The sequence below is a fragment of the Methylobacterium oryzisoli genome (assembly GCF_046557895.1).
GTDB lineage: Bacteria > Pseudomonadota > Alphaproteobacteria > Rhizobiales > Beijerinckiaceae > Methylobacterium > Methylobacterium oryzisoli.
This window is the reverse complement of record NZ_JBKIBX010000026.1, coordinates 26,211-47,402: the sequence shown is the minus strand read 5'-3', so window position 1 is coordinate 47,402 and position 21,192 is coordinate 26,211. Positions and strand designations below refer to the sequence as shown.

The window sequence follows — 21,192 nt, the reverse complement described above, 5'->3', positions numbered from 1 at the left end:
ATGCCGGATCTGACGATCAGGGACCTCGACGAGGTGGTCTACGACACGATCGTCGACCAAGCCGAGGTGATGAACCTCTCCGTCGATGAGGTGGCACGCAACCTCATCCGCCTCGGCCTGCTCCACGACGTGGAGGGCCGGGTCGTGGTCGCGGACAGCATCCGCGCCAAGACGAAGGGTCCCGTCGAGGACAGCACGGACATCATCCGACGGGTGCGGGATCGAGGGTACGGCAGCGGCGCCTCCGCATGAGCCGCCGGCCGGGACGTGCTAGGGTGGCCGCATGTCGGATCTGACCATCACGAACATCGACGACGCGCTCCTCGAGGAGATCACCTTCCAGGCGCGGGTCACGCACCGCTCCGTCGAGGACGTGGCGCGCGACCTGATCCGTCTCGGTCTCCTCATGGACGGCCAGGGACGGGCCGCCGTGGCCGAGCACATCCGCGCCATTACCCCCGGCCCCGTGACGGAGGACAGCACGGACATCATCCGCAGGATGCGGGACGCCGTGTGATCGTGGTCGATGCCAGCGTCGCGGTGAAGTGGTTCGTCGCCGAGGCGGATTCGGCGCAGGCGGCCACGATCTTCGCGGCCGCCCTCGCCGCCACGCCCTGGCGCGCCCGCGTCACCCTGCTGCGCGACTGGCGCGACCCCGGAGAGCCGTGAGCCCGCGATGAGCGTCCAGGCCGTCCTCGCCCCCGTCTTCGTCCAGGTTCTCCTGACCTTCTGGCTCCTGATCTGGACCGGGCGGGCGCGCTTCGCCGCGGCCCGGTCCGGCGCCGTCGCGGTCGGGGACATCGCGCTCGGCGAGCGCTCCTGGCCCGCGCCGGTGCAGCAGGTCTCGAACGCCTTCGCCAACCAGTTCGAGCTGCCGGTGCTGTTCTACGCGCTCACCGCGCTGGCGCTCGTCACGCGCAAGGCCGACCTCGCCTTCGTGGTCATGGCCTGGATCTTCGTGCTCACCCGCATCGGCCATGCGGCGGTCTACGCCACCACCAACACGGTGATCCGCCGCTTCCAGGTCTTCCTGGCGGGGGCGCTGGTGCTGATGGCGATGTGGCTCGTCTTCGCGGCAAGGATCCTCCTCGCGCCCACGGCGTGAGGAGGACGAAGGGATTCAGGAGCGCGGCGGGCGCGGCGCACCGTATTCGAGCTGCGTCTTGGCGTCGTAGGGCCGGGGCGGGGGCGGCGTGAGATCGGGCGCGGGGGCCGGCGCGGTGGCGCAGGCGGCGAGCGCCAGGAGCAGGCCCGCCAGGGCGAGGGACGAGAGCGGCGACATGGATGGACAACTCCCGGATGGGACACGGCACAGCGGTGTCGCGGCGCATGAGGCCGAAAGCTTGGCCGTGATGGGCCGGGACGCCGGCGCAAGCGTGGCGGTTTCGCGATGACGCCCGCCGCCCGCCTCTCCGCCGCCATCGAGGTGCTGGCCGACCTCGCGGCGCGCCGCCGCCCCGTGGCCGACGCGCTCAAGGATTGGGGCCTCGCCCACCGCTTCGCCGGCTCGGGCGACCGGGCGGCGATCGCGAGCCTCGTCTACGACGCCCTGCGCCGCCGGGCCTCGGCCGCCTGGATCATGGGCGAGGACACGCCGCGCGCCGTGCTGATCGGAACCTTGCGCCTGCAGCGGGGCCTCGCCGGCCCGACCATCGCGGGCCTGTTCACGGGGGAACGCTTCGCCCCCCCTCCCCTCTCGGAGGACGAGCGCGCCCGCCTCGACACCGCGACGCTGGCGGATGCGCCGCCCCACGTCGCGGGCGACGTGCCGGACTGGGTGCTGCCCTCGCTCGCCCGCACCCTCGGCGAGGACCTCCTGCCGGAGCTGAAGGCGCTGGCGCGCCGCGCGCCCCTCGACATCCGGGCCAACACCCTCAAGGCCGATCGCGAGCAGGTGCGCGCGGCGCTCGCGCACCTCGCCCCCGTGCCCACGCCGCACGCCCCCCACGGCCTGCGGGTGCCGGTGCCCGAGGACGGGCGCGGGCCGGCCCTGCACGTCGAGCCGGAATTCTTGGAGGGCTGGTTCGAGATCCAGGACGAGGGCTCGCAGCTCGCCGCCGCCCTGGCCGGGGCGCAACCGGGCGAGACGGTGGTCGACCTCTGCGCCGGGGGCGGCGGCAAGACGCTGGCGCTCGCGGCCGCGATGGGCAACGACGGCCGGCTCGTCGCCACGGACGGCGACCCGCGCCGGCTCGCGCCGATCCACGAGCGCCTGCGCCGGGCGGGCGCCCGGGCCGAGGTGCGCACCCCGCGGGGCGGGCGCGCCGCCCCGGACGGGCTGGCGGATCTCGACGGCGCCGCCGACCTCGTCCTCGTGGACGCGCCCTGCACCGGCTCCGGCACGTGGCGCCGCAACCCGGACGCCAAGTGGCGCCTGCGCCCCGGCAGCCTCGCGACGCGGCAGGCCGAGCAGATCACGGTGCTCGACCGCGCGACCCGGCTCCTCAAGCCGGGGGGCCGCCTCGTCTACGTCACCTGCTCGCTGCTGCCGGAGGAGAACGACGAGGCCGTGACGGGCCTGCTCGGGCGCCGGGCGGACCTCGCCGCAGCCCCTCTTGCCAAAGCCTCCCTTGCCAAAGCCCCCCTGGCCTTGCCGCCCGACCTCTCCGCCGCGCTCCGCCGGACGGCCCACGGCGTGCAGATGTCGCCGGGTCTGACCGGCACGGACGGCTTCTACGTCGCCGCCCTCACCCGCCGCTGACCATCCCGCTCGCGGAGTACGGACGACGAGGCGCCGCGCACCCCGATCCGGGCGCGCGACTGGACAAGGCGGCCCCGCGATGGTTCAGGGTCGGCGGGGTTTTCGGAACGACCGGACATGGCGCTGCATCGCAGGACGTTGCTCACGGGAGCGGCCGCGCTCCCGTTCGCACGGCCTGCGGATGACGCCGCGGCGCAGGCCGCCGCGCAGGAGGCACCCCGCCCTCCGGCCGACAGGACGGATGCCGGCAAGCCGGGAGCCGACAGACCAGGGGCCGACAGACCAGGGGCCGACTTGGAGATGCTGCCCCTGTGGCCCGGCCCGATTCCCGGCGGGGGCGGACCCGAGGCGGGCGGCGCGGCCTTCGACGAGAGCCGCGAGGGCGTGATCCAGCGCGTGGCGCACCCGTGTCTCCTCGTCATGCGCCCGCCTCGTCCCAACGGCACGGCCGTGCTCGTCGCGGCGGGCGGCGGCTACCGGCGCATCGATATCGGGCACGAGGGCCTGCCCACCGCGCAGTGGCTGGTCTCGCTGGGCATCACCGCCTTCGTGCTCGTCTACCGACTGCCGGGCGAGGGCTGGGGCGCGGGCGCCGAGGCGCCGCTGCAGGACGTGCAGCGGGCCATGCGCCTCGTGCGGGCGCGGGCGCTCCGCTACGGCTACGATGCCGGCCGCATCGGCGTCATCGGCTACTCGGCCGGGGGCCACCTGATGGGCACGGCGGCGGTGCGCTTCGCCGCCCGGGTCTACGAGCCGGTGGACGAGGACGACGCGCTCTCGGCCCGGCCCGACCTCGCGGCGCTGATCTACCCCGTCATCACCCTGCGCCCGCCCTTCGACCGCACGTCGAGCCGGCGCGTCCTCGTCGGCGAGAGCCCGACGCGCTTCGCCACCGCGACCTACTCGGTGGAGACCCACGTCCGCACGCAATCGACGCCGACCTTCCTCGCCCAGGCGGCGGACGATCCCGTGGCGGTGGTGGACAATTGCCTGCTGATGTACGGCGCCCTGCGCGGTGCCGACGTGCCGGCCGAGATGCACCTGTTCGAGCGTGGCGGCCACGGCTTCGGCCTCGGCGTCCCGGGCTCGCCGCCGGCCGCGTGGCCCGGCCTGTTCGCGGCCTGGGGCCGGCGGCGCGGGTTCATCCGCGCCTGATCTTCCCCAGCGGAATTCATTTTCTTGCGCAACGCACCCCTTGTCATCCATGAGCCTCCATGCTCATGTCAGGAACTGGAAATTCGATGATTTGCGATGACGCAGTACCGAAGCCTGCTTCTCATGGCGGAGAATGCAACCCCTCAGCAGATCGAGGCAGTATCCGAACACCTCACTGAAGTCGTCTTCGAGAACGGCGGCAAGGTCGAGAAGACAGAGATCTGGGGGATGAAGTCCCTCGCCTACCGTATCAAGAAGAACCGCAAGGCCCACTTCGCGCTCCTCAACATCGACGCCCCGCCGGCGGCGCTCGCCGAGATGGAGCGGCAGATGCGGATCTCCGAAGACATCCTGCGCTTCCTCACCATCCGGGTCGAGGCGCTGGAGGCCGAGCCCTCCGCGATGATGCAGAAGCGTGATCGCGACGAGCACCAGGACCGCGAGCGCGATCCGGCGCGCACGACCCGTCGCAGCCGTGCCAAGACCCTGGATCCCCAGGCCGAACTCGACGCCTATTCGGAGGCGATCCTGACCGAACTCCGGGCGATCAACGAGCGCCTGGAAGGCGCCTCCTGAAGGCCGAGCGACTCGTGAGCAGGACCATGCTGGGCGCCTTGAAGGACGCCGTCCTCATCCTCGACGAGGTCAAGCGGTTGGGCGGCAACATCCAGAAGCTCGCCGACCGTGTCGAGGCGCTGGAGCAGCGGACCGATCAGGCGGAGAAGGACCGGGCCGTGGAGTTGGCTCACGATGAAGCTCGTGTAGCGAAGTTCGAGGCCCGGTTCGAGAGCAGGATTGTGGGGGTCGAGGCTCAGATGGTGAAAGTCGAGGCCGCCGCCCGCGTCGCCGTGGCCGAAACCTATGCCGCCCTTGCCGAGCGCGTGACGCGCCTTGAGATGGGGCCGCCCAACGGTGGTGGATCTCCGCGCCTCAATCCCCCGGGGCTGCCGGCGCCGGAGACGTGAGGAGCGGCCCGGCCCGGGCCGCTCCGTCTCGGGTGTCCGCTCAGAAGCAGCGGCGGGTGCGGTTGACGACCACGCGGCCGAACGGGCCCCGGCGCTTCGTCACCACGGTGGTGCAGCGCGGGCCGCGGCGCACGACGCGGCGGGTGACGTACTGCGCCTGTTCGATCGACGCGTCGGGGGCGACGATCCGCGACCCGGCGACCGGCAGGGCGGCGGCCGGACCGGCGGCCGCGAGGGTGGCGCCGAGAACCGCGGCGATGCCGAGGACGGTGGCTCTCATGGGAGTCTCCTGTGTCGTGGCTTCGGGAGGCGCCCCGTCTCGCCGCGCAGCGATGAACGGCGGGTTAATGCGATCGATCGTGACGCGCCGCCATGATCCGGGCGCCGCGCCGCGTTGCGCGGGGACCAAGGCTCGTCTAACTCACCCGTCATGACGGCCGAGCACGACAAGATCCTGATCATCGATTTCGGGAGCCAAGTGACCCAGCTCATCGCCCGCCGGGTGCGGGAGGAGGGGGTCTACTCCGAGATCGTGCCCTTCCACGCGGCCGAGGCCGCCTTCGCGGCCCTGAAGCCCAAGGCGGTGATCCTGTCGGGCGGGCCGGAATCGGTGACGACCGACACCTCGCCGCGCGCGCCTCAGGGCGTCTTCGAGGCGGGCGTGCCGGTGTTCGGCATCTGCTACGGCGAGCAGACCATGGCGGCCCAGCTCGGCGGCGAGGTCGAGGGCGGGCACCACGCGGAGTTCGGCCGCGCCGAGGTGGAGGTCATCGCCGATTCGGCCCTGTTCCGGGGCGTCTGGCACGTGGGCGAGACCTACCCGGTCTGGATGAGCCACGGCGACCGCGTGACGAAGCTGCCGGACGGTTTTTCCACCATCGCGATCTCGCCGAACGCCCCCTTCGCGGCGGTGGCCGACGAGGCCCGCCGCTTCTACGCGGTGCAGTTCCACCCCGAGGTGGCGCACACGCCCCACGGGGCGCTTCTCATCCGCAACTTCGTGCGCGACATCGCCGGCTGCTCCGGCGACTGGTCGATGCGCGCCTTCCGGGACGAGGCGATCGAGCGCATCCGCGAAAAAGTCGGCACCGGCAAGGTGCTGTGCGGCCTCTCGGGGGGCGTCGACTCGGCGGTCGCCGCGGTGCTGATCCACGAGGCGATCGGCGAGCAGCTCACCTGCGTGTTCGTCGATCACGGCCTCCTGCGCCTGGGCGAGGCCGAGGAGGTGGTGCGCCTCTTCCGCGACCACTACAACATCCCCCTGGTCCACGTGCAGGCGCAGGACCTCTTCCTCGGGGCGCTGGCGGGCGTCACCGACCCCGAGGTGAAGCGCAAGACCATCGGGCGCCTGTTCATCGACGTGTTCGAGGCCGAGGCCAAGAAAATCGGCGGGGCGCAGTTCCTGGCGCAGGGCACCCTCTATCCGGACGTGATCGAGAGCGTGTCGTTCACCGGCGGCCCCTCGGTGACGATCAAGAGCCACCACAACGTCGGCGGGCTGCCCGAGCGCATGAACATGACGCTCGTGGAGCCCCTGCGCGAGCTGTTCAAGGACGAGGTGCGGGTGCTCGGCCGCGAACTCGGCCTGCCCGACGCCTTCGTGGGCCGCCATCCATTTCCGGGACCGGGCCTCGCCATCCGCTGCCCCGGCGAGATCACGGCCGAGAAACTCGACGCGCTGCGCAAGGCCGACGCGATCTACCTCGAAGAAATCCGCAAGGCCGGGCTCTACGACACGATCTGGCAGGCCTTCGCGGTGATCCTGCCGGTGAAGACCGTGGGCGTGATGGGCGACGGGCGCACCTACGACCACGTCTGCGCGCTGCGCGCCGTCACCTCGGTGGACGGCATGACGGCCGATTTCTACCCCTTCGACATGGCCTTCCTGGGCCGCGTCGCGACCCGGATCATCAACGAGGTCAAGGGCATCAACCGCGTCACCTACGACATCACCTCGAAGCCGCCGGGCACGATCGAGTGGGAGTGAGGCTCAAACCACCGATATCCCGCCATTGTCGCCAAGCCGGCTGACAGTATTGCAGGTTCATTCAGCACGCGCGGCCCTGGCCCGAGTGCCTCGACTCGGCCTGTCACGTTTCTCCACGGACTCGGTCCCGGCACCCACGACATCGCCCAGCCGTTCGATGCGGATGGGCGCGCGCGAGGGGAGGTGCACGATGAGGTCGAGCCGTCCCCCGATCGCCTCGACGTAGCTCCTCAGGGTCGACAGGTACATGTCGGCCTGTTTCTCGATCTTGGAGACCGAGGGCTGCTTGATCTTGAGCGCGGACGCGATCTCCGCCTGGGCCTTGCCGGCTGCGCGGCGCAACTCGCCCAGGCTCTCGACCTCCACCTTCAACTCGCCGAAACGCGCCTCGACGCGCGCGCGACGGTCGTCGGGGAGCGCGGCGATCACATCGTTGAGCCTGCGTCCCATCACATCTTCTCCTTCACGGTGGCCAAACGGTCGAGATGTGCCTGATATCGCGTGTCTGCTTTGGCGATCAGGGTCTTGTAGAAGCGCTTCTCGTTCACTCCCGATTTGTCCCCGGCGACGATCAGGATCGCTTTCCGCTCCGGGTCGAACGCGAAAGCCACCCGCCAAACGCCGTCCCCGGCGTCGAAGCGGAGTTCCTTCATGTTCGCGAACGACGAACCGTTCAGGGTGTCGACATGCGGCCGTCCCAGCTGAGGACCGAACGCGACGAGCAGCTTCGCCGATGCCAGGAGTTCGTCTTGGACCGGCTGAGGCAAGGCTTCGAACTCCCCGTCGAACGCGTCGTCGAAGACCACCTCCCAGGTCATATATAGCTCCTAAGCTATGTCGGCAATGGTTAGGGCGCCCGCCTGCCTGCGGTCGGACGGATGCGTGTCCGTTGGGGAAGGTGGATGATATAGCGAGGCGTGGCGCGACCCGCACTTGGCCCGGGTCACTCATAGTTCCATCCGAGTCGAAGAGAATGGGTGGCGGGACCTAATCGATCGGGATGCGCCCGTTCTGCAGGATCGGTCATGGCCCGCCCCGGCCCCTCGGCACCCCCTCCCCGCATTCCCCAACCCCCTCAGCCGGCGTCCGAATGCTCCCTCCGGGCCAGCCAGGCGTCGCCTTGCGCCCCCCGTGAACCCATGCTACGGCCCCCGCGCCGGGGAGGGGGTCGTTCCGCGCCGGCGCCTTCCATCATCGACGGGCCGCGCGCCGCCATTGCTCCTGTTCCGGCGTGATGCGGGCGGGCCCGCCGGGCCAGGTAGAGAGAGATCGCTGGTGGCTCAGAACGGATCGGAATCGGGTTCCCTGCTCGGTGGCGTCGCCGGGCGCTACGCCTCGGCCCTGTTCGAGCTGGCCCGCGAGGAGCGCGCCGTCGATGCGGTCTCCGAGGGCCTGGACCGGTTCGATGCCCTGCTCGCCGAGAGCGCCGACCTCCAGCGCCTCGTGAAGAGCCCCGTCTTCTCCGCCGAGGACCAGGTCAAGGCCATCGAGGCGGTGCTCGCCCGCGCCGGCATCCAGGGCCTGCCCGCCAACTTCATCCGCCTTGCCGCCGCCAACCGCCGCCTGTTCGTGCTGCCGAACATGATCCGGGCCTTCCGCCGGCTGGTGCGCGCGTCCAAGGGCATCGTGCAGGCCGAGGTGCGCCTCGCCGAAACACCCTCCGACGCCGTGCTGGAGGAGATCAAGGCCTCGCTGCGCGACGTCGCCCGCGCGGAGGTCGACGTGGACCTGCGCATCGACCCCGCCCTGATCGGCGGCATCGTCGTCAAGCTCGGCAGCCGCATGGTCGACGCGTCCCTGCGCACCAAGCTCAACAGCATCCGCCTCGCGATGCGGGACGCCCGCTGACGGCCGCGTCTGAAGACGGCCCGCGACGCCCCGCCCCGACACCCAAACCCGAACGAGAGAAGGTCCGACGATGGACATCCGTGCCGCTGAGATCTCCGCGATCCTGAAGGAGCAGATCAAGAACTTCGGCCAGGAGGCCGAGGTCACCGAGGTCGGTCAGGTGCTCTCCGTCGGCGACGGCATCGCCCGCGTCTACGGCCTCGACAACGTCCAGGCCGGCGAGATGGTGGAGTTCGAGTCGGGCGTGCGCGGCATGGCCCTCAACCTCGAACAGGACAACGTCGGCGTCGTGATCTTCGGCTCCGACCGCGAGATCAAGGAAGGCCAGACCGTCAAGCGCACCGGCGCCATCGTGGACGTGCCGGTCGGCAAGGGCCTGCTCGGCCGCGTCGTCGACGCCCTCGGCAACCCGATCGACGGCAAGGGCCCGATCCAGTCGACCGAGCGCCGCCGCGTCGACGTGAAGGCCCCGGGCATCATCCCGCGCAAGTCCGTGCACGAGCCGATGGCCACGGGCCTGAAGTCGGTGGACGCGCTGATCCCGATCGGCCGCGGCCAGCGCGAGCTGATCATCGGCGACCGCCAGACCGGCAAGACCGCCATCGCGCTCGACACCATCCTCAACCAGAAGCCGGCCCACGAGGGCAGCGACGAGAAGGCCAAGCTCTACTGCGTCTACGTCGCGGTGGGCCAGAAGCGCTCGACGGTGGCCCAGTTCGTGAAGGTGCTGGAGGACAACGGCGCGCTCGACTACTCGATCGTGATCGCCGCCACCGCCTCGGACGCGGCGCCGATGCAGTTCCTGGCGCCCTTCTCGGGCTGCGCCATGGGCGAGTTCTTCCGCGACAACGGCATGCACGCCGTGATCATCTACGACGACCTGTCGAAGCAGGCCGTCGCCTACCGCCAGATGTCGCTGCTGCTGCGCCGCCCGCCGGGCCGCGAGGCCTATCCGGGCGACGTGTTCTACCTGCACTCCCGCCTGCTGGAGCGCGCCGCCAAGATGGGCGACGCCGCGGGCGCCGGCTCGCTCACCGCGCTGCCGGTCATCGAGACCCAGGCCAACGACGTCTCGGCCTACATCCCGACCAACGTCATCTCGATCACCGACGGCCAGATCTTCCTTGAGACCGACCTGTTCTACCAGGGCGTGCGCCCGGCGGTGAACGTCGGCCTCTCGGTGTCGCGCGTCGGCTCGGCCGCCCAGACCAAGGCGATGAAGAAGGTCGCCGGCAAGATCAAGGGCGAGCTGGCCCAGTACCGCGAGATGGCGGCCTTCGCGCAGTTCGGCTCCGACCTCGACGCGGCGACGCAGCGCCTGCTCAACCGCGGCTCGCGCCTGACCGAACTCCTGAAGCAGCCGCAATTCTCGCCGCTGAAGATGGAAGAGCAGGTCGCGGTGATCTACGCGGGCGTGAACGGCTACCTCGACCCGATCCCGGTCAACCGGGTGCGGGCCTTCGAGGACGGGCTCCTGTCGCTGCTGCGCGGCAAGCACGCCGACCTCTTGGAGGCGATCCGCTCCTCCAAGGACCTCAGCGACGATTCGGCCGCCAAGCTCAAGGGCGTGGTCGAGTCCTACGCCAAGTCGTTCCAGTAAGCCCCGGCGCGAGCCTCACGAGGGACACCCCAAGGGACAGCCGATGCCGAGTCTGAAGGACCTGCGCAACCGCATCGCTTCGGTGAAGGCGACGCAGAAGATCACCAAGGCGATGCAGATGGTCGCCGCGGCCAAGCTGCGTCGCGCGCAGAACGCGGCGGAGAACGCCCGTCCCTACGCCGAGCGCATGGCCGCCGTTCTCGGCAACCTCGCCAGCAACCTGACCGCCGGGGCGGAGACGCCCCGGCTCCTGTCGGGCACCGGCCAGGACCGGGTGCACCTGCTCCTCGTCTGCACGGCCGAGCGCGGCCTGTGCGGGGCGTTCAACTCCTCGATCGCGCGCCTCGCGCGCGATCACGCCCGGCGCCTCCTCGCCGAGGGCAAGACGGTCAAGATCATCTGCGTCGGCAAGAAGGGCTACGACATCCTGCGCCGCGAGTTCCGCGAGCAGATCGTGGAGCTGATCGAGCTGCGCGGCGTGCGCCAGCTCGGCTTCGAGAACGCCGAGGCCATCGCCGAGAACCTGCTCCGCCGCTTCGAGGCGGGCGAGTTCGACATCGCGACGCTGTACTACTCGCGCTTCCGCTCGGTGATCGCCCAGATCCCCACCGCCCAGCAGATCATCCCGGCCGAGATCGTGCCGGCGAGCGAGGCCGTGCAGACCGACGCGGTCTACGATTACGAGCCGGGCGAGGGCGAGATCCTGGCCGCGCTGCTGCCCAAGAACCTCACCGTCCAGATCCTCCGCGCGCTCCTGGAGAACGCCGCCTCCGAGCAGGGCGCGCGCATGAGCGCCATGGACAGCGCCACGCGCAACGCCGGCGAGATGATCAAGAAGCAGACCTTGATCTACAACCGGACCCGCCAGGCCATGATCACCAAGGAGCTGATCGAGATCATCTCCGGCGCCGAGGCGCTCTGACCGCACTCATTCAGGGATAAACAGACGATGGCGAACACCGCTACCCCCGGCGCCGGCTCCAACAAGGTCGGCCACATCACCCAGGTCATCGGCGCGGTCGTGGACGTGCAGTTCGAGGGCCACCTGCCCGAGATCCTGAACGCGCTGGAGACTTCGAACCAGGGCAACCGCCTCGTGCTCGAAGTCGCCATGCAGCTCGGCGAGAATACCGTGCGCTGCATCGCGATGGACACCTCCGAGGGCCTCGTGCGCGGCCAGGAGGTCACCAACACCGGCGCGCCGATCCGGGTGCCGGTGGGCGCCAACACGCTCGGCCGCATCATGAACGTGATCGGCGAGCCGATCGACGAGGCGGGCGAGATCAAGGCGGACAGCTTCCGCGCCATCCACCAGCCGGCCCCGACCTACGCCGAGCAATCCACCGAGGCGCAGATCCTCGTCACCGGCATCAAGGTGGTGGACCTGCTCGCTCCCTACGCCAAGGGCGGCAAGATCGGCCTCTTCGGCGGCGCGGGCGTCGGCAAGACCGTGCTGATCATGGAGCTGATCAACAACATCGCGAAGGCCCACAGTGGTTATTCGGTCTTCGCCGGCGTGGGTGAGCGCACCCGCGAGGGCAACGACCTCTACCACGAGATGATCGAGTCCAAGGTCAACATGGACCCGAAGGAGCACGGCTCGGCCGACGGCTCCAAGTGCGCCCTGGTGTACGGCCAGATGAACGAGCCCCCGGGCGCCCGCGCCCGGGTCGCGCTCACCGGCCTCACCGTCGCCGAGCATTTTCGCGATGAGGGCCAGGACGTGCTCTTCTTCGTGGACAACATCTTCCGCTTCACGCAGGCGGGCTCCGAGGTGTCGGCGCTGCTCGGCCGCATTCCGAGCGCCGTGGGCTACCAGCCGACGCTCGCCACCGACATGGGCGCGCTGCAGGAGCGCATCACCACCACCACCAAGGGCTCGATCACCTCGGTGCAGGCGATCTACGTGCCGGCCGACGACCTGACCGACCCGGCGCCCGCCACCTCCTTCGCCCACCTCGACGCCACGACCGTGCTGTCGCGATCGATCGCCGAGAAGGGCATCTACCCGGCGGTGGACCCGCTCGACTCGACCTCGCGCATGCTCTCGCCGACCATCCTGGGCGAGGAGCACTACAATGTCGCCCGCCGCGTCCAGCAGGTGCTGCAGCGCTACAAGGCGCTCCAGGACATCATCGCCATCCTGGGCATGGACGAGCTGTCGGAAGAGGACAAGCTGACGGTGGCGCGCGCCCGCAAGATCGAGCGCTTCCTCAGCCAGCCCTTCCACGTGGCCGAGGTCTTCACCGGCTCGCCCGGCAAGCTCGTGGCGCTCGAAGACACGATCAAGGGCTTCAAGGGCCTGGTCGAGGGCGAGTTCGACCACCTCCCGGAGGCGGCCTTCTACATGGTCGGCACCATCGAGGAGGCGGTGGAGAAGGCGCAGCGTCTCGCCGCGGCGTAACCCCGCCGGCGCGGCCGCGCCGCGCCAGGATCCTGACTGCGGGGCCGAGCGGCCCCGCGGCCTCACGTCTGCAACCGGGATCGATCCTTCGTCATGGCCACCTTCCAGTTCGACCTCGTCGGCCCCGAGCGGGTTCTCTACTCGGGTCCCGTCGATGCCGTGCAGCTCCCGGGCTCCGAGGGCGAGATGACGGTGCTGCCCGGCCACGCCCCGGTGCTCACCACACTCAAGACCGGCGTGCTGGTCATCACCGAGGGTCCCCAGCACGGCAAGCGCGTGCTGGTGCGCGGCGGCTTCGCGGAGATCAACGCCACCGCCCTCACGGTGATCGCCGAGCGTGCGAGCCCCATCGAGGAGCTGACGCCCGAGATCATCGACCGCGAGATCGCGGCGGCCGAGACGCTGCGCGACGCCACCGACGACCTCGACAAGCGCCAGGAGATCGACGCCTCGATCGCGCAGCTGCGCGAGTCGAAGGAGGCGCTGAAGTTCTGACCCGCCCCACGAAGGCGCCATCGCCGACCTAGAGCAAAACCCCTCGCCCGCTCCCGGGACGAGGGGTTTTTCGTGGCCCGATCAGGCCGCCGCGGTCTGGCCGCTCGGCGCGCCCGGGGGCCGCAGCGGCAGCGTCGGCAGCCAGGACGCCCCCTCCTTGACGACGTAGTCCCAGAAGGAGCGGGCGGCCGGCGACAGCACCTTGTCGGCCCGGCGGACCACGAACCACTCGCGGCGGATCGGCAGGCCCTCGACGTCGAGAAGGACGAGCCGGCGGCTCGCCACCTCCGCCGCGACGGTGTGGCCGGAGATCAGCGCCACCCCGAGGCCCGCCATCACGGTCTGCTTGATGGTCTCGTTCGAGCCGCTGTCGATGCCGAGCCGGGCGCGCTTGATCATCACGCCGGTCATGAACTCCTCGAACACCGTGCGGGTGCCCGAGCCGTATTCCCGTACCAGAAAGGGTTCTTCGGCGAGTTCGCGCTTGGTCAGCCCGACCCGGCCGGCGAAGCGGTGGCCGGGCGCGGCGATCACCACCAGCGGGTGCGGGCCGAACGACTCGGCCGAGATCGGGAAATCCCGCGGCGGCCGGCCCATGATCGCGAGATCGACCTTGTAGTCGCGGACGGATTCGAGCGTGGCGCCGCGGTTGCCCACCACGAGGTCGATCTCGACCGAGGGGTGGGAGTGCACGAAGCCGCTGATGATCTGGGGCGCGAAGTACTTCGCGGTCGACACGACGCCGATCGACACGCGCCCGCCGCTGCCGCCCCGCAGGGCCTTCAGGCGCTCCGAACAAGTCTCCAGCACCGTGTTGATGCTGTCGATCGCCCACAGCATCTCGCGCCCGGCATCCGTGGGCTTCAGCCCCGCGCTGGTGCGGTCGAACAGCAGCAGGCCGGCCTCGTCCTCAAGCGCCTTGATGCGCGCCGTGAGCGCCGCGGGCGTCACGTTCAGCTCCTGGGCCGCCCGGGTCATCGTGCCGAGCCGCGCGATGGAGGCCACCGCCTGAAGCTGCTTGAGCGAGAGGTTCCGCATACAATCCTGCCACGTTGGCCGCATGCTCAGTTTTTCTGAAGGCGCACGCAAGTTTTTTCAGATTTGCTCCGTGCATGATTGCACCGCATAGTCGCGTCAAGGTGACCTTAGGCGCGGTTCGTCCCGGCGGGCCGCGACTCGTCGTGGGCGCGGTTCAGCGTCGCCAGAAGCGAAAAGGGGACGGCGCGATGATGGTCGGCTCACGCCTCGCCGCCTGCCTCGGGGAGGACGAGGCGACCGTCGACCGTGCGGTGGCCGGCGTCATCACGGCGCTCGCCCGGGCCGCCGCCGAGACCGGCGCTCTCCTCGCCCGCGTCACGCCGAACGGCGCCGGCGGCTCCTCCCCCCAGGATCTTCCCGGCATGGTCGCGGCGGGCTTCGCCCGGGCGCTCCGCGAGGCTTCCGTCGCGGCGCTGGCGCAGCGCGGCGCGGCCCCCGAGGCGCTCGACCCCTCCGCCCCCATCGCCGCCGCCGTCTCGGCCCTCGACGGCGCGGCCAACCTCGCAGGCAACATGCCGGCGGGCAGCATCGTCTCGCTGCGTCCGGCCGGCCCGGACGCCTTCTCGTGCCCTGGGCGCGCCCAGGTCGCGGCGGGCGTCGTCACCTACGGCCCCCGCACCGAATTCGCGCTCGCGCTCGGCGGCCGGACCCGGGTCTTCACCCTGGACCCCGCCGAGGGCGAGTTTCGGCTCAGCCGCGAGGCGGTGACGATTCCGCTGACCAGCCCCCGCTACGCGGTCGACGCCGCCCAGGCGCGGTTCTGGGAGGCGCCGATGCGCGCCTTCGTGGACGATTGCCTGCGCGGCGCGGAGGGGCCGCGGGGCCAGGATTTCACGATGAGCTGGTGCGCCTCCCTCGCCGCCGGCGCGCAGCGCGTGCTCGCCCAGGGTGGCGTCCACCTGAGCCCCGGCGAGACCCGGCGCGGCGGGACGAACGGCCCGACCCTGCTGCTGCACGAGGCGCAGGCGGTTGCGCTCGTGATCGAGGCCGCTGGCGGCGCCGCGACGGACGGGCGCGACGCCCCGATCCTCGACCTGCCGGTGCTCGACCCGCACCAGTGCACGCCCTTCGTGTTCGGCTCGGCCGAGGAGGTCGCCTGCGTGGGCAAGTATCATGACGGGCGGCGCCACAGCGCGGGGCGCTCGCCGCTCTTCGGCCAGCGGGGCTTGCTGCGGGCCTGAGATCCGGGAGCCTTTGGGCCGGATCCCTTGGGCCTTTGGGTTGGTCGCCTTTTGCGCCGCGGCGCGGCATCCATGAGGGGCAGGAAGCAGTCACGGAACCGGCCGCGCGATGTCCGCCCTCCACCCGATCATCTCGGTGACGGGCTCCTCGGGAGCCGGCACCACCTCGGTGCGCAACACCTTCGAGCAGATCTTCCGCCGCGAGAGCGTGACGGCGGTCTACATCGAGGGCGATGCGTTCCATGCCCTCGACCGCGCCGCCATGCGCAAGGCGATGGCCGCCGAGCCGACGCTGAGCCATTTCGGCGAGCGGGCGAACCTGCTGCCGGAGCTGGAAGCGGTCTTCCGCACCTACGCCGAATCCGGCCGCGGCCGCACCCGCCACTACATCCACGACCGCAACGATTCCGATCGCTGGGGCGGCGCCCCGGGCACCTTCTCGGCCTGGGAGGATTTTTCCGAGGGCTCCGACCTGCTGTTCTACGAGGGCCTGCACGGCGCGCTCGCCAACGAGCGCATCAACATCGCGCAGTACGCCGACCTCAAGATCGGCGTCGTGCCGGTGATCAACCTCGAATGGATCCAGAAGCTGCACCGGGACCGGGCGACGCGCGGCTATTCCACCGAGGCCGTGACCGACGTGATCCTGCGCCGCATGCCCGACTACGTGACCACCATCTGCCCGCAATTCACCAACACGGACATCAACTTCCAGCGCATCCCGACGGTCGACACCTCGAACCCCTTCATCGCCCGCTGGATCCCCACCGCCGACGAATCGATGGTGGTGATCCGCTTCCGCGATCCGAAGGGCATCGACTTCCCCTACCTGATCTCGATGATCGCCGGCAGCTTCATGTCCCGGGCGAATTCCGTGGTCATCCCGGGCGGCAAGCTCGACCTCGCGATGCAGCTCATCCTGACCCCGATGATCCTGCAGCTCGTGGAGCGCCGCCGCCGGCTGCTGTGAGGCGGCCCCCGGCAACCGTTTCGTGATCGCGGCCCGGGCTGAGGCGCTCGGTTGCCGGCTCCCCTTGCGGACGCCGCCGCGCTATAGACCAAAGCATCATTCGCCGAAGTGGTCACCGGTTCGGCGATGAAAATGATGCAATATCAAAAGCCTTAGCAGAATTGCCTGGGGCAATTCTGCTAAGGTCCGAACCGGAAGCCTCGCCCGTGCTCAAGGCCTTGATCTTCGACGTGGACGGCACGCTCGCCGAGACGGAGCCCGTCCACCGCGCGGCCTTCAACGCCGCCTTCGCCGAGGCCGGGCTGGCATGGTCGTGGGACGAAGCTCTCTACGGCGACCTCCTGCAGGTCACGGGCGGGCGCGAGCGGCTGCTGCACTACCTCGCGCATCACCGGCCCGCGGAGGCGGCCCGCCTCGCGCCGCGCGTGCCCGAGATCTACGCGGCCAAGACCCGCGCCTACGTCTCGCTCCTCGCCTCGGACCGGCTCGCGCCGCGCCCGGGGGTGCTGCGCCTGATCGCGGAGGCGCGGGCGGCGGGCCTGCGGCTGGCCGTCGCCACCACCAGCCACCCCGACAACGTGGCGGCCCTGCTCGACCGCCTGCTCCCGGAGGGCGGCTTCGACGTGGTCGCGGCGGGCGATGCGGTGGCGGAGAAGAAGCCTTCCCCGGCCGTCTACGCGCTCGCCCTCGACGGGCTCGGGGTCGCGGCCGACGAGGCGGTGGCGTTCGAGGATTCGCTCAACGGCATCCGGGCGGCGCGCAGTGCGGGCCTGAGCGTCGTGGCGACGCCGAGCCGGGCGCTGCCGGACGACGATCTCGGCGAGGCGCAGGCGGTGATCTCCGACCTCGGCGAGCCGGATGCGCCGCATCGGCTGATCGCGGGCGCGCCCTGGCCGGGCGGCCACGTCTCCCTGTCGGCCCTGCGGGACTGGCATGCCCGGCAGGCGGCCGCTTGTCCTGCGGTCGGGATGGCGTAAGAGTCATGACGTATCGTCCGGTGCGGGACGCATCGGTGCCGCGGGTGCCCTGACGATGTCGAGCGAGGTGCCGAATCGGGAGCTGGCGGAGGCCGGACGGGCCGAGTTGCCCTATCGCCTCCGGCAGCAGGGGCTGCTCGGCGCGTTCGCCCGCTTGGCGCTGCAGAGCCGCGACCTCGACGGCCTGCTCCAGCGCGCGGCCGATGTCTGCGCCGAGGGCCTGGGCGCGCCGTGCAGCCAGATCCTCGAATACCGCCCCCAGGAGCACAGCTTCCTGATTCGCGCCGCCACCGGCTGGCCGGAGGGCACGGTGGGCAGCGCCTACCCGGCCGGCGACGAGGCGGCGCCCGCGGCCTACGCCTTCCGCACCGGGGCGGGCGTGCTGGCCAACGCACTCTCCGACTCGCCCCGCTTCCGCCTGCCCGACCCCTTCGCGCAGGCCGGCATCCGCCACGCGGTCAACGTGCCGATCGTGCTCGGCGAAGAGGGCCGCCGGGCCTACGGCGTGCTGGAGGTCTGCGGGCGCGCCGATCCCGGCTTCGACCGGGCCGATCAGGATTTCCTCGCCGGCATGGCGGCGCTGATCGGCCTCGCGGTCGAGCGCCAGCTCGCGGACCAGCGCCTGCGGGACGCCCTCGACCATCAGGCGCTGCTCGCCCGCGAGATGAGCCACCGGGTGAAGAACAGCCTCGGCGTGGTGGCCGGCCTCCTGCGCCTCCAGGCCCGCGACGCCCATTCCCACGAGGTGCGCTACGCCCTGGAGGATGCGGGCGCCCGCATCGCCACCGTGGCGCAGGTCCACGACCATCTCTGGCGCGGCCTGCACGTCAGCACGGTCGAGGTCTCGGATTTCGTGCGCGAACTCGTCGGCCGGCTGCAGGAGGCCGCCCCCGGCCACGCCCTGCACTGCGAGGCGGATGCCCGGGTGATCGCGGCCGATCAGGCGATCCCGATCGGCCTGATGGTGAACGAACTCGTCACCAACGCGGTCAAGTACGCCTACCCGGCGGGCACCGGCCCGGTGCGCGTCGCGGTGGCGGTGCGCGGCGACCGCCTGCGCGTCGACGTCTCGGACGAGGGCGTCGGCCTGCCGCCGGGCTTCGACATCCATGCCCGCCAGCGCAGCCTCGGGCTCAAGATCATCCACAACCTCACCCGCCAGCTCGACGGGCGCCTCTTCGCGGAGGCGAACAACCCGGGCGCGCGCTTCGTGCTGGAGATGCCGCTGGGCTGAGACTGCCTCAGGGAGAGGCAGCCTGCCCGCCGATATGTCTATACAACATCACGCGTCGCCGTTACGAAAAGGGCGGTTCGGGACAGCGGCGGGGACACGTGATGAGAGCGGCTGCGATCGGGATGTGCCTCGCCTCGGCGCTGGCGGCCACGGGTGTCGTGCAGGGGGCCGCGGCGCAGGAGACCAAGGTCACCATCGGCATGAGCGGCTGGACCGGCTTCGCGCCGCTGACGCTGGCCAAGGAAGCCGGGATCTTCAAGAAGAACGGCCTCGACGTCACCATCAAGAAGATCCCGCAGGCGAGCCGCCACCTCGCGATCCGGTCGGGCGACGTGCAATGCGCCGCCACCACGGTGGAGACCTGGGTGGTGTGGAACGCCAACGGCGTGCCGACGAAGCAGATCTTCCAGCTCGACAAGTCCTACGGCGCCGACGGCATGGCCGTGCGCAACGACGTCGCGGCGATCAAGGATCTCAAGGGCAAGACCGTGGCGGCCTCGGTGCCGGGCACCGCGCCCTACTTCACCCTGGCCTGGATGCTCAAGCAGAACGGCCTCTCCCTCAAGGACGTGAAGGTCGTCAACCTCGAACCCGGCCCGGCCGCGCAGGCCTTCATCGCCGGCCAGAACGACGCCGCGATGACCTACGAGCCCTATCTCTCCTCGGTCCGTGCCGCGCCCCAGTCGGGCAAGATCATCGCCACCACTCTCGACTACCCGATGATCATGGACACGTTCGGCTGCACGCCGGAGTTCCTGGCGCAGAACCCGAAGGCCGGCCAAGCCCTGGCCGACAGCTACTTCGAGGCGCTCGACCTCATCGCCAAGGATCAGGCCAAATCCTTCGAGACCATGGGCGCGGACGTCAAGCAGACGGGTGAGGCGTTCGGCAACTCCGCCAAGTTCCTGCGCTGGCAGGACCGCGCCGCCAACAAGGCCTTCTTCTCCGGCGAGATCCAAAAGTTCTCGAACGAGGCCGCCGACCTGCTCCTGGAGATCGGGGTGATCAAGCAGAAGCCTGAGATCGAGACCCTGTTCGACAGCCGCTACGTGCAGTAGCCCGTGCGCCCGCTCCAGCCGGTCGGGCAAGGCGCCCGCATCGTCCTCGGCATCGGCTTCTTCGTCCTTTTTCTCCTGGCCTGGAGCGTCGCGACCTTCGGCGGCTTCGTGCCCGCGACCTTCCTGGCCAGCCCGCTGGCCATGCTGCAGGACGGCTGGCTGCTGCTGACGCGGTTCGACTTCCTGCACGACATCGGCATGACCGTCTGGCGGGTGATGGGCGGCTTCGTCCTGGCCGCCGCGGTGGCGGTGCCGCTCGGCATCGTGATGGGCGCCTACAAGCCGGTCGAGGCGTTCTTCGAGCCCTTCGTGTCCTTCGCCCGCTACCTGCCGGCCTCGGCCTTCGTGCCGCTGCTGATCCTGTGGGCGGGCATCGGCGAGACGCAGAAGCTCCTCGTGATCTTCATCGGCTCGGTGTTCCAGATCATCCTGATGGTGGCGGTGGCCGTGGGGCAGGTGCGGCGCGACCTCGTGGAGGCCGCCTACACGCTCGGCGCCAGCGATTCCGGCATCATCCGCCGGGTCCTGATCCCCGCCACCGCCCCCGACATCGCCGAGATCCTGCGCCTCGTGCTCGGCTGGGCCTGGACCTACGTCATCGTGGCCGAGCTGATCGGCTCCTCGTCGGGCATCGGCCACATGATCATCGAGAGCCAGGCGCTGCTCGCCACCGGGCAGATCATCTTCGGCATCATCGTCATCGGGCTGATCGGCCTCGTCTCGGACTTCCTGTTCAAGGGGGCGAACCGGATGCTGTTTCGCTGGAAGCTCGCGTGAGCGCCCCCGCCGTCTCCATCGAGGGCGTCGCGCGGGAGTTTCCGGGCGTGGGCCGGCGCGGGCCGGTGCAGGCGCTGGCCCCCACCGACCTCACGGTGGCGCAGAACGACTTCATCACCATCCTGGGGCCGTCCGGCTGCGGCAAGTCCACGCTGCTGCGCATCGTGGCGGGGCTCGACCGCCCGACGCACGGCCGGGTGCTGGTGGGCGGGCGCGAGGTGCGCCGGGCGGGGCCCGACCGGGGCATGGTCTTCCAGTCCTACACCCTGTTTCCGTGGCTCACGGTGGCGGAGAACATCGCCTTCGGCCTGCGCGAGCGCGGCGTGCCGGCCGCGCAGCGGCGCGAGATCGTCGCGGCCTACATCGACACGGTGGGGCTCTCCGGCTTCGAGGGGCATTATCCCAAGCAGCTCTCGGGCGGGATGCAGCAGCGCACGGCGATCGCCCGGGCGCTCGCCAACGACCCGGCCATCCTGCTCCTCGACGAGCCCTTCGGCGCGCTCGACAACCAGACCCGGGGCCTGATGCAGGAATTGCTGCTCGGCATCTGGGAGCGCGACCGCAAGACCGTGATCTTCGTCACCCACGACATCGAGGAGGCGGTGTTCATGGCCTCGCGGGTGGTGGTGATGACGGCCCGGCCCGGGCGCATCAAGGCCGACCTGCCGGTCGACCTCGACCATCCGCGCCACTACACGGTGAAGACCAGCCCCGAATTCTCGCAGCTCAAGGCCCGCCTGACGGAAGAGATCCGCAGCGAGGCGGTGCTCGCCGCCCGGGAGCAGTGAGCGGACCGAGCGGG

25 protein-coding genes and 1 pseudogene are annotated in these 21,192 nt (G+C 70.5%); 21 read left to right on the top strand and 5 right to left on the bottom strand.

Annotated elements, in window-relative coordinates; translation table 11 throughout:
• The 4 genes from ACKUB9_RS21940 to ACKUB9_RS21925 are packed head-to-tail and all read left to right on the top strand — an operon-like array spanning position 1 to position 1,105.
• Positions 1-252 carry a hypothetical protein gene (locus ACKUB9_RS21940; RefSeq protein ID WP_407526564.1) on the top strand — a complete coding sequence of 84 codons (252 nt, stop codon included), beginning with the start codon at positions 1-3 and terminating at the stop codon, positions 250-252.
• A 31-nt stretch (positions 253-283) separates the two neighbouring features.
• On the top strand, positions 284-517 hold the full coding sequence (locus ACKUB9_RS21935) for a hypothetical protein (protein ID WP_407526567.1): 234 nt from the start codon (positions 284-286) through the stop codon (positions 515-517).
• Positions 514-669 carry a hypothetical protein gene (locus ACKUB9_RS21930; protein ID WP_407526570.1) on the top strand — a complete coding sequence of 52 codons (156 nt, stop codon included), beginning with the start codon at positions 514-516 and terminating at the stop codon, positions 667-669. The genes ACKUB9_RS21935 and ACKUB9_RS21930 overlap by 4 nt, the downstream gene beginning before the upstream one ends.
• A 7-nt stretch (positions 670-676) precedes the next feature.
• Positions 677-1,105 (top strand): MAPEG family protein, encoded by a 429-nt coding sequence (locus ACKUB9_RS21925; protein WP_407526572.1) that lies wholly within the window; start codon positions 677-679, stop codon positions 1,103-1,105.
• 15 nt (positions 1,106-1,120) lie between these two features.
• On the opposite strand, the gene ACKUB9_RS21920 is transcribed toward ACKUB9_RS21925, so the two are convergent.
• A complete protein-coding gene (locus ACKUB9_RS21920; RefSeq protein WP_407526575.1) occupies positions 1,121-1,282 on the bottom strand; it encodes a hypothetical protein in 162 nt (53 codons plus the stop codon).
• A gap of 108 nt (positions 1,283-1,390) precedes the next feature.
• Here ACKUB9_RS21920 and ACKUB9_RS21915 point away from each other — a divergent pair, with 108 nt between their 5' ends.
• The 4 genes and pseudogenes from ACKUB9_RS21915 to ACKUB9_RS21900 all read left to right on the top strand — a co-directional run bounded on the left by ACKUB9_RS21915 (position 1,391) and on the right by ACKUB9_RS21900 (position 4,821).
• Positions 1,391-2,701, top strand: coding sequence for an RsmB/NOP family class I SAM-dependent RNA methyltransferase (locus ACKUB9_RS21915; RefSeq protein ID WP_407526577.1), 1,311 nt, complete (start codon positions 1,391-1,393; stop codon positions 2,699-2,701).
• Positions 2,702-2,818: 117 nt separating this feature from the next.
• Positions 2,819-3,856 (top strand): alpha/beta hydrolase, encoded by a 1,038-nt coding sequence (locus ACKUB9_RS21910; RefSeq protein WP_407526581.1) that lies wholly within the window; start codon positions 2,819-2,821, stop codon positions 3,854-3,856.
• Between the two features lie 96 nt (positions 3,857-3,952).
• Positions 3,953-4,303, top strand: a pseudogene (gene rpsF, locus ACKUB9_RS21905) (30S ribosomal protein S6); the annotation flags it as partial.
• A gap of 155 nt (positions 4,304-4,458) precedes the next feature.
• A complete protein-coding gene (locus ACKUB9_RS21900; RefSeq protein WP_407526587.1) occupies positions 4,459-4,821 on the top strand; it encodes a hypothetical protein in 363 nt (120 codons plus the stop codon).
• A 40-nt stretch (positions 4,822-4,861) separates the two neighbouring features.
• On the opposite strand, the gene ACKUB9_RS21895 is transcribed toward ACKUB9_RS21900, so the two are convergent.
• A complete protein-coding gene (locus ACKUB9_RS21895; protein WP_407526589.1) occupies positions 4,862-5,101 on the bottom strand; it encodes a hypothetical protein in 240 nt (79 codons plus the stop codon).
• A gap of 150 nt (positions 5,102-5,251) precedes the next feature.
• Between ACKUB9_RS21895 and guaA the strand changes: the two genes are divergently transcribed.
• On the top strand, positions 5,252-6,808 hold the full coding sequence (guaA, locus tag ACKUB9_RS21890) for a glutamine-hydrolyzing GMP synthase (protein WP_407526592.1): 1,557 nt from the start codon (positions 5,252-5,254) through the stop codon (positions 6,806-6,808).
• A gap of 57 nt (positions 6,809-6,865) precedes the next feature.
• On the opposite strand, the gene ACKUB9_RS21885 is transcribed toward guaA, so the two are convergent.
• Together ACKUB9_RS21885 and ACKUB9_RS21880 are read right to left on the bottom strand one after the other, a co-directional pair.
• Positions 6,866-7,258: an XRE family transcriptional regulator gene (locus tag ACKUB9_RS21885; RefSeq protein WP_407526595.1), complete on the bottom strand. Its 393-nt coding sequence runs from the start codon at positions 7,256-7,258 to the stop codon at positions 6,866-6,868.
• Entirely contained in the window at positions 7,258-7,626 is a 369-nt protein-coding gene (locus ACKUB9_RS21880; protein ID WP_407526598.1) for a type II toxin-antitoxin system RelE/ParE family toxin, read from the bottom strand. The genes ACKUB9_RS21885 and ACKUB9_RS21880 overlap by 1 nt, the downstream gene beginning before the upstream one ends.
• A gap of 457 nt (positions 7,627-8,083) precedes the next feature.
• Between ACKUB9_RS21880 and ACKUB9_RS21875 the strand changes: the two genes are divergently transcribed.
• From ACKUB9_RS21875 to atpC, 5 genes are all read left to right on the top strand, one after another.
• Positions 8,084-8,656 (top strand): F0F1 ATP synthase subunit delta, encoded by a 573-nt coding sequence (locus ACKUB9_RS21875; protein ID WP_407526601.1) that lies wholly within the window; start codon positions 8,084-8,086, stop codon positions 8,654-8,656.
• A 70-nt stretch (positions 8,657-8,726) separates the two neighbouring features.
• The gene (gene atpA, locus ACKUB9_RS21870) at positions 8,727-10,256 is read left to right on the top strand and encodes a F0F1 ATP synthase subunit alpha (protein ID WP_407526604.1); all 1,530 of its coding nucleotides are present in this window, start codon (positions 8,727-8,729) and stop codon (positions 10,254-10,256) included.
• Between the two features lie 43 nt (positions 10,257-10,299).
• Positions 10,300-11,178 carry a F0F1 ATP synthase subunit gamma gene (locus tag ACKUB9_RS21865; RefSeq protein ID WP_407526606.1) on the top strand — a complete coding sequence of 293 codons (879 nt, stop codon included), beginning with the start codon at positions 10,300-10,302 and terminating at the stop codon, positions 11,176-11,178.
• A gap of 27 nt (positions 11,179-11,205) precedes the next feature.
• Positions 11,206-12,660 (top strand): F0F1 ATP synthase subunit beta, encoded by a 1,455-nt coding sequence (gene atpD / locus ACKUB9_RS21860; protein WP_407526609.1) that lies wholly within the window; start codon positions 11,206-11,208, stop codon positions 12,658-12,660.
• 93 nt (positions 12,661-12,753) lie between these two features.
• On the top strand, positions 12,754-13,155 hold the full coding sequence (gene atpC, locus ACKUB9_RS21855) for an ATP synthase F1 subunit epsilon (RefSeq protein WP_407526612.1): 402 nt from the start codon (positions 12,754-12,756) through the stop codon (positions 13,153-13,155).
• 81 nt (positions 13,156-13,236) lie between these two features.
• Here the strand turns inward: atpC and ACKUB9_RS21850 are convergent, their stop codons facing one another.
• Positions 13,237-14,193 carry a LysR family transcriptional regulator gene (locus ACKUB9_RS21850; protein WP_407526615.1) on the bottom strand — a complete coding sequence of 319 codons (957 nt, stop codon included), beginning with the start codon at positions 14,191-14,193 and terminating at the stop codon, positions 13,237-13,239.
• Between the two features lie 188 nt (positions 14,194-14,381).
• Between ACKUB9_RS21850 and ACKUB9_RS21845 the strand changes: the two genes are divergently transcribed.
• From ACKUB9_RS21845 to ACKUB9_RS21815, 7 genes are all read left to right on the top strand, one after another.
• Entirely contained in the window at positions 14,382-15,374 is a 993-nt protein-coding gene (locus ACKUB9_RS21845) for a fructose-bisphosphatase (protein ID WP_407526618.1), read from the top strand.
• A gap of 109 nt (positions 15,375-15,483) precedes the next feature.
• Positions 15,484-16,344 (top strand): phosphoribulokinase, encoded by an 861-nt coding sequence (locus ACKUB9_RS21840; protein WP_407526621.1) that lies wholly within the window; start codon positions 15,484-15,486, stop codon positions 16,342-16,344.
• A gap of 206 nt (positions 16,345-16,550) precedes the next feature.
• Entirely contained in the window at positions 16,551-17,321 is a 771-nt protein-coding gene (locus ACKUB9_RS21835) for an HAD-IA family hydrolase (protein WP_407526623.1), read from the top strand.
• A gap of 55 nt (positions 17,322-17,376) precedes the next feature.
• A complete protein-coding gene (locus tag ACKUB9_RS21830) occupies positions 17,377-18,555 on the top strand; it encodes a sensor histidine kinase (protein WP_407526626.1) in 1,179 nt (392 codons plus the stop codon).
• Between the two features lie 122 nt (positions 18,556-18,677).
• The gene (locus ACKUB9_RS21825; protein ID WP_407526687.1) at positions 18,678-19,613 is read left to right on the top strand and encodes an ABC transporter substrate-binding protein; all 936 of its coding nucleotides are present in this window, start codon (positions 18,678-18,680) and stop codon (positions 19,611-19,613) included.
• A gap of 3 nt (positions 19,614-19,616) precedes the next feature.
• A complete protein-coding gene (locus ACKUB9_RS21820) occupies positions 19,617-20,390 on the top strand; it encodes an ABC transporter permease (RefSeq protein WP_407526629.1) in 774 nt (257 codons plus the stop codon).
• Entirely contained in the window at positions 20,387-21,178 is a 792-nt protein-coding gene (locus ACKUB9_RS21815) for an ABC transporter ATP-binding protein (protein ID WP_407526632.1), read from the top strand. Before ACKUB9_RS21820 ends, ACKUB9_RS21815 begins: the two co-directional genes overlap by 4 nt.
• The last annotated feature ends 14 nt before the right edge of the window (positions 21,179-21,192 follow it).